At 64.4% G+C, this 6722-nt stretch carries 7 protein-coding genes; 5 read left to right on the forward strand and 2 right to left on the reverse strand.

What is annotated here, in order from left to right:
- The first annotated feature begins 130 nt into the window (after positions 1-130).
- Complete coding sequence (locus AAFX91_RS19075) at positions 131-961, forward strand: invasion associated locus B family protein (protein ID WP_394567430.1); 831 nt, start codon at positions 131-133, stop codon at positions 959-961.
- A 115-nt stretch (positions 962-1076) separates the two neighbouring features.
- Here AAFX91_RS19075 and hspQ read toward each other — a convergent pair whose 3' ends face one another.
- Positions 1077-1409 carry a heat shock protein HspQ gene (hspQ, locus tag AAFX91_RS19080; RefSeq protein ID WP_130583679.1) on the reverse strand — a complete coding sequence of 111 codons (333 nt, stop codon included), beginning with the start codon at positions 1407-1409 and terminating at the stop codon, positions 1077-1079.
- Between the two features lie 118 nt (positions 1410-1527).
- On the opposite strand from hspQ, the gene AAFX91_RS19085 reads away from it, so the two are divergent.
- Positions 1528-2481, forward strand: a complete 954-nt coding sequence (locus AAFX91_RS19085) for an AEC family transporter (RefSeq protein ID WP_394567431.1) — start codon at positions 1528-1530, stop codon at positions 2479-2481.
- A gap of 7 nt (positions 2482-2488) precedes the next feature.
- Here the strand turns inward: AAFX91_RS19085 and AAFX91_RS19090 are convergent, their stop codons facing one another.
- Positions 2489-3679, reverse strand: coding sequence for a UbiH/UbiF family hydroxylase (locus tag AAFX91_RS19090; RefSeq protein WP_394567432.1), 1191 nt, complete (start codon positions 3677-3679; stop codon positions 2489-2491).
- Positions 3680-3813: 134 nt separating this feature from the next.
- Here AAFX91_RS19090 and pcsA point away from each other — a divergent pair, with 134 nt between their 5' ends.
- The 3 genes from pcsA to AAFX91_RS19105 all read left to right on the forward strand — a co-directional run bounded on the left by pcsA (position 3814) and on the right by AAFX91_RS19105 (position 6333).
- Positions 3814-4554 (forward strand): phosphatidylcholine synthase, encoded by a 741-nt coding sequence (pcsA, locus tag AAFX91_RS19095; protein WP_394567433.1) that lies wholly within the window; start codon positions 3814-3816, stop codon positions 4552-4554.
- A complete protein-coding gene (locus tag AAFX91_RS19100) occupies positions 4551-5276 on the forward strand; it encodes a TerC family protein (protein WP_130583677.1) in 726 nt (241 codons plus the stop codon). Before pcsA ends, AAFX91_RS19100 begins: the two co-directional genes overlap by 4 nt.
- 82 nt (positions 5277-5358) lie before the next feature.
- Entirely contained in the window at positions 5359-6333 is a 975-nt protein-coding gene (locus AAFX91_RS19105) for a quinone oxidoreductase family protein (protein WP_394567434.1), read from the forward strand.
- Positions 6334-6722 lie beyond the last annotated feature (389 nt).

Consider the following 6722-nt stretch of genomic DNA (forward strand, 5'->3'; position numbering starts at 1 on the left):
TGCAATTGAACAGGACGGCAACGCCTGTCACGTATCCGCCTCAATTGACTAGGAGACAGCCGCCCCAAACGGCTAGGTGTCGGTGCCTGCAGCGGTTTCGGGCGCCGCCGTTGAGAAAGGGTTTTCCGCAATGAATTTCCGTATCTTGGCCGCGTCGGCCCGGCCGCGTGGGCGAATTTTCGCCGCCTTGGCAGCGACGGCCCTGTCCGCTGCCGTGCTTGTTCCCGAGGCCGGAGCTCAGCAGCCGGCGGCTCCCGGCGCGCCAGCGGCACCGAAGGCCGCTCCCAAGGCGGCGCCGAAGGCTGCCCCCAAGGCGCCGGCGCCGGCGGCCCAAGCTCAGCCGCCTGCCCAGGGCGCTCCAGCCGCGCAAGCCCAGCCGCAGCAGCCGCCGCCCCAGGATCAGCAGGTCCAGCTTATCTACGCGCCCTGGACCAAGTTCTGCCTCAAGGGCCAGGATGCCAACGCCAAGCAGGTCTGCTTCACGGGCAAGGACGGCCGTATCGAGTCCGGCCAGCCGGTGATCGCCGCCGTGATCATCGAGCCCGAGGGTGAGCCGAAGAAGATCCTGCGCGTGACGCTGCCGCTCGGCATGCAGCTCGTGCACGGCACCCGCATCATCGTCGACAACAACCCGCCGCAGCAGTCGCCCTATGTGATCTGCTTCGCCAATGGCTGCATGTCGGACTATGAGGCGACCCCCGAGCTGCTCAACAGCATGAAGAAGGGCCAGAACCTGGTGGTTCAGGCGATCAACGCCAACGGCGCGCCGCTGACGCTGCCGCTGCCGCTCGTCAACGAATTCGCCAAAGCCTATGACGGCCCGCCGACCGACCCGAAGGTGTTCGAGGAAAACCAGAAGAAGCTGCAGGAAGAGCTGCAGAAGCGCGCGGAAGAGGCCCGTAAGAAGCTTGAGGCCAATCCGCCGGCAACGGGTGTCTCCAGCCCGCCACCCGCGAAGTAACGGCGGGAAGCTTCCCGATACATCAAAGGCGCTCCGGCAGGAGCGCCTTTTTTGCTACGGGAGCGATCCGATCCGCGCCGCCACGATGCAGTGCAGCATCCGTGTCGCGTGCGAGCTAATTCAGCGAGGGATTGCGCGGACGGTAGCCGCCGGACTTGTCCTGGATAAATATCTCGGCCACCTGGGAGTGCCGGACCGGTTCGCCGGAATTGTCGGGCAGCAAGTTCTGCTCGGAGACGTAGGCGACGTATTCGGTCTCGGCGTTTTCGGCGAGCAGATGATAGAAGGGCTGATCCTTGTCCGGCCGCACCTCTTCCGGGATCGACAACCACCACTCCTCGGTGTTGTTGAACTCCGGATCGATGTCGAAGATCACGCCCCGGAAGGAAAACACCCGGTGGCGGACGATCTGCCCAATCTGGAACTTAGCGGTACGCGCTTTTATCATAGCTCGTCGATAGACCATGATGGCGGCGGATGCTAGGGGCAAGCGCGCGAATTAACCTTTCGCCTCTCGCCGGATTTTCCGGCATTTCCCTTAGAAAATCCCCAAAAAGACGCCTTCCGTGGTCGATATCCTTAATCTTGCGCTGCCTTACTTCGGGCTGATCTTCATCGGTTTCGCCTGCGGTAAGGCCAAGGGCCTGCCCGAGTCCGGGCTCGCCTGGATGAATTTTTTCCTGCTCTACGTCTCTCTGCCGGCGCTTCTGTTTGGCATCATGTCAAAGACGCCGTTCTCGGAACTCAATAATCCGCCGTTCCTGGTGGCGACCACGCTCGGAACGATGATCGCCTTCTTCCTGGCGATGCTGGTCGCCAAGCTCCTTGGGCGGCTGTCGCTGCGCGAGGCGACGCTCGCGGGGCTCTCCGGCGCCTATGGAAATATCGGCTACATGGGTCCTGGTCTGGCGCTCGCAGTGCTGGGGCCGAAGGCTGCGGCGCCGACCGCGCTGATCTTCTGCTGCGACAGCATCTTCCTGTTCTCGATCGTGCCGCTCCTGGTGGAGTTGACGGACCGCGACCATCCCTCGCTGTTGCACGCGCTCGGCGTGGTGGCGCGCCAGATCGTGCTGAACCCGCTGATCATGGCGGTGTGCTTCGGCGCACTTGCCGCGGCCCTGCACCTGCGTTTTCCGGTTGCGCTGGATAATACGCTATTGTTCCTGCAGAACGCGGCGGCGCCGGTGGCGCTGTTCGTGCTCGGCGTCACCGTCGCGCTGCGCCCGCTCGATCGGATTCCGTGGGACGTGCCGGGCGTGATTGCCGTCAAGCTTCTGGTCCATCCACTGCTTGCGTTCGGACTGATGCTGGCGTTCGGCCCCTTCGCGCAGCCTTGGGCCGCGACCGCGGTGCTGATGGCCTCATTACCGCCGGCGCTGAACGTGTTCGTGATCGCGCGGCAGAACGACACCTGGGTCAAGCCGGCCTCGGTCGCCGTGCTGGTCGGCACGTTTGCCTCCGTCGTGACGCTGACCAGCGTGATGTTTGTGTTGCAAACCGGACGGCTGAGTTTTCCGTGAGGTGCTCTCAGCTCGCGCGCCGCCATGACGGCGCGAGCCCCTCGCGCATGGCGAGCCGCCGGAGCGGGCCGATCGATCCGATCAGGTGCAGGCCCGCAGCGCGGATTGACTGCATGGGGAGGAAGTCGCTGAGCAGCGAACGGTTGGCGAGATCGATGACAAAGGTCCGGCTCATGACGTCGCCGCGCCGCGCCGACTGGTAACGCGCCAATACCTGCGGCGAGCCGGGGTCTTCGCCATGCGAGAGCGCTTCGCCGGCAAGCCTGGCGATATCGGTGGCATCCCGCAGCCCGAGGTTGAGGCCCTGCGCGCCGATTGGCGGCACCACATGGGCGGACTCGCCGACCAGCGCGATCCGGTTCCTGGCAAACTGCCTGGGCTGTTCGATCGCCAGAGGAAACAGATTGCGCCCCGGCTCGACCTCGACGCGGCCGAAAATCGAATGCGACTGCTTCTCGGCGGCGTCAGACAGTTCCGCATCGGAGAGCGCCATCAGCCGCTCCGCTTCCGACGCGGAGGAAACCCAGACCACGCTGCAGCGGTTGCCGGGCAGGGGCACGAACACGACGGGGCCGTGCGGCGTGTGGAATTCGGTCGAGATGTTCTTGTGCGGGCGCGAGTGGGCGATGTTGAAGGTCAGGGCCGACTGCTTCAGGTCGCGGCGGCTGATTTCGATGCCGGCGGCCTCGCGAGACTGCGACTGCCGGCCATCGGCGCCGATCACCAGCCGCGCCGCCAGCGGCTCGCCGCGGCCGGTCCGGATCGTGACGATGGCTTCTTCCGGATTGATGATCTCGGCTTCATCGTCGACCCGCGTCAGACCAGGCAGTTCCGCCGCACGTTGTTCCAGCGCCGCGATCAACGAGCGGTTGTCGACATTGAAGCCGAACTGCTCAAGATCGATCTCCTCGGACGAGAACCTCACTTCCGGGGCGCGGATCAGCCGCCCGGTGTCATCGACCAGCCGCATCACCTTCAGCGCCGCGGCCTTCTCGGCCAGACGCCGCCAGACATCCAGCCGCTCGAGCAGGTCGATCGAGGCGCCGAGCAGCGCCGTGGTGCGGTTGTCGGCATAGGGCGCGCGGCGGGCGAGCAGGGCGGTCTTCGCCCCGGCATCCGCAAGCGCGATGGCGGCGGTCAGCCCAGCAGGGCCACCGCCGATGACCACTGCGTCATAGACATGCGGTGCATCACTCATATCGGGACATTTGACGGGATTGGCGGCATTTTCAAGCCATCAAATTCGATAAAATCTTTCCACCGGTTTGCGCGGCGGAACGCCGCAAGCGCGGATATGCAAACACAGGCGATTCCTGATAGCACTGCCCGGCGATGGAGATCGACCAGACCAGCCAGCCAGCTACGTTTCGGGCATCGCTGCGGATGCGGATGGCGGCATTCTCCGTGCACATCTTCACGGCGATGGGGGCGGGCGTCGCGCTGCTCGCGCTGATGGAGGCCGTGCGGGAGCACTGGGCCGATATGTTCGGCTGGCTCGGGGTGGCCCTGGTCATCGATGCGATCGACGGTCCGATTGCGCGCAAGCTCGACGTGGTTCGGCTGCAGCCGAACTGGTCCGGCGAGGTGCTCGACCTCGTCGTCGATTTCGTCACCTATGTCTTCGTTCCCGCCTATGCGATCACTGCCAGTCATTTGCTGCTGCCGCTGGCGGCGCCGATCCTCGGCATCGGCATCGTGATATCGAGCGCGCTGTATTTCGCCGACCGCAGGATGAAGTCCGCCGACAATCATTTCCGCGGCTTTCCGGGGCTTTGGAATGCAGCGGCCTTCTATCTGTTCCTGCTGCATCCGCCGCCGGCATGGTCGAGCCTTGCCGTGGCGGTCCTGATCGCGCTCACCTTCGCGCCGTTTCACGTGCTGCATCCCCTGCGCGTGACGCGGCTGCGCTGGCTGACACTGTGGGTGATGTCGGCCGGAGCGGTGCTGGCGCTCTACACGCTCGCCCGCGACTTTGACGTCGGCACGCCGATCATCGTGGCACTCTGCGTGATCGCCGCCTATGTCGCCGGCAGCGACGCCGTCATCCGGTTGATGAGGTCACTCAGAACATGATCGAACTGTTGGCCAGCCCGGAAGCGTGGGCGGCGCTACTTACGTTGACGGCGCTGGAGATCGTGCTCGGCATCGACAACGTGATCTTCCTGTCGGTGCTGGTCTCCCGCATCCCGCCGCACCAGGCAAAGCGCGCGCGGCAGATCGGCTTGTTCCTGGCGCTCGTGTTCCGCATCCTGCTGCTCAGCCTGCTGGTGTGGCTGATCGGGTTGACGGAGCCGGTGATCACGGTGAGGGGGCTCGCGCTGTCCTGGCGCGACATCATCCTGATCGGCGGCGGGCTGTTCCTGATCGCAAAGGCGACCCACGAAATTCATGGCGAAGTGGAAGCGCCGGAAGGTGAGGAAGAAGCGGCGTCGGGCGGCAGCGCGTTCTTCTGGGTGATCGTCCAGATCATCATCATCGACATGGTGTTCTCGCTGGACTCGATCATCACCGCGATCGGCATGGCGCAGGATTTGGAGGTTATGGTCGCGGCCGTCGTGATCGCCTGCATCGTCATGTACGTCTCGTCGGGGCCGGTGGCGCGTTTTGTCGCAGAGCATCCCACCACCAAGATGCTGGCGCTGGCGTTCCTGGTGCTGATCGGCGTGGCGCTGGTCGCCGACGGCTTCAGCTTCCACATCCCGCGCGGCTACATCTATTTTGCGATGGCGTTCGCCGCCGCTGTGGAGATGTTCAACGTGCTGGCGAGGCGCAACCGGAAGAAGGCGGTCAAGTAGCCGATCCGGCCCCGCGAGTTGACAACAAGGCGCCGATGGCATTCGGTTCGGTGGCTACGAGATAAGTTGAGGAGAGCCCGACATGACCAAGGCCGTGCGCGTGCACAAGGTGGGAGGCCCGGAAGTCCTCACTTACGAGGACGTCGAGGTGCCGGCGCCGGCCGCGGGCGAGGTGCGGATTCGCCAGCACGCGATCGGGCTCAACTTCATCGACACCTATTTTCGCACCGGCCTCTACAAGGCGCCTGGTCTTCCCTTCATCGCCGGCAACGAGGCGGCAGGCGAAGTGGTCGCGGTCGGTCCCGGCGTGACGAATTTCCATCTGGGCGACCGCGTCGCCTATTATTTCAACCTCGGCGGCTATGCCACCGAGCGCGTCATCCCCGCCGACAAGGTGGTGAAGCTGCCCGACCATATCACCTATGAGCAGGGCGCCGTGCTGATGCTGAAGGGGCTGACGGTCTGGTATCTGCTGCACAAGACCTTCAAGGTGGAGCCGCACCACCGCGTGCTGATCCACGCGGCCGCCGGCGGCATCGGATTGCTCGCCTGCCAATGGGCGCGCGCGATGGGTGCCCACGTCATCGGCACCGTCGGCTCGAAGGAGAAGGCCGATCTCGCGCTCGCCAACGGCTGCGATCACGTCATCCTCTACAATGAGGAGGATTTTGTCGCGCGGGTGAAGCGGATCAGTCGCGGGGAGCTTTGCGACGTCGTCTATGACGGCGTCGGCAAGACCACCTTCCCGGGCTCACTGTCGTGCCTGAAGCCGCGCGGCCTGTTCGTGAGCTTCGGCAACGCGTCCGGTCCCGTGCCGCCATTCGCGCTCGCCGAGCTCAACAACCACGGCTCGCTGTTTGCGACCCGGCCGAAGCTCAACGACTACGTCGCCATCCGGAACGAATTGCTCGAAGGCGCTGACACGCTGTTTGCCGCCGTGATCAACGGCAAGCTGCACGTGCCGATCAATCACGCCTACGCGCTGAAGGATGCCGCGCGGGCGCATATCGATCTGGAGAGCCGCGCGACCACGGGGGCGTCGATTTTGAGGCCGTAGTTCTCTTGCGTCATTGCTTCGCTGCGCTCGCAATGACGGGTGGAGTGTCTCTGATTCAAATGTCAAAGAGCGTCTCCGCTGTCATCGTCCGGCTTGACCGGACGATCCAGTATTCCAGATGCAGCTGAGCCTGAGCCGAAAGGCCGCCGGGTAGTGGATGCCCCGCCTTCGCGGGGCATGACGGTGGAGTGAGGATGAGCGCTTACGTTCTCGCGACGCTTTGCGTCCGAGCTTGCTTCATTTTCCACCCTCTCAATCAGCAGAGGGCGCAGGGAAAGCCGGGTGCTGGTTGCACCCGTGGGCCCCGTGCAGCAAAAAGCACGGGGGTAGGACCACAGGTTCAACCGAAGCATTCCGGCTTTCCCTGCGCGATGGTTTACGGCTTACTT

It is taken from the genome of Bradyrhizobium sp. 31Argb (assembly GCF_043638955.1).
Taxonomy (GTDB): domain Bacteria; phylum Pseudomonadota; class Alphaproteobacteria; order Rhizobiales; family Xanthobacteraceae; genus Bradyrhizobium.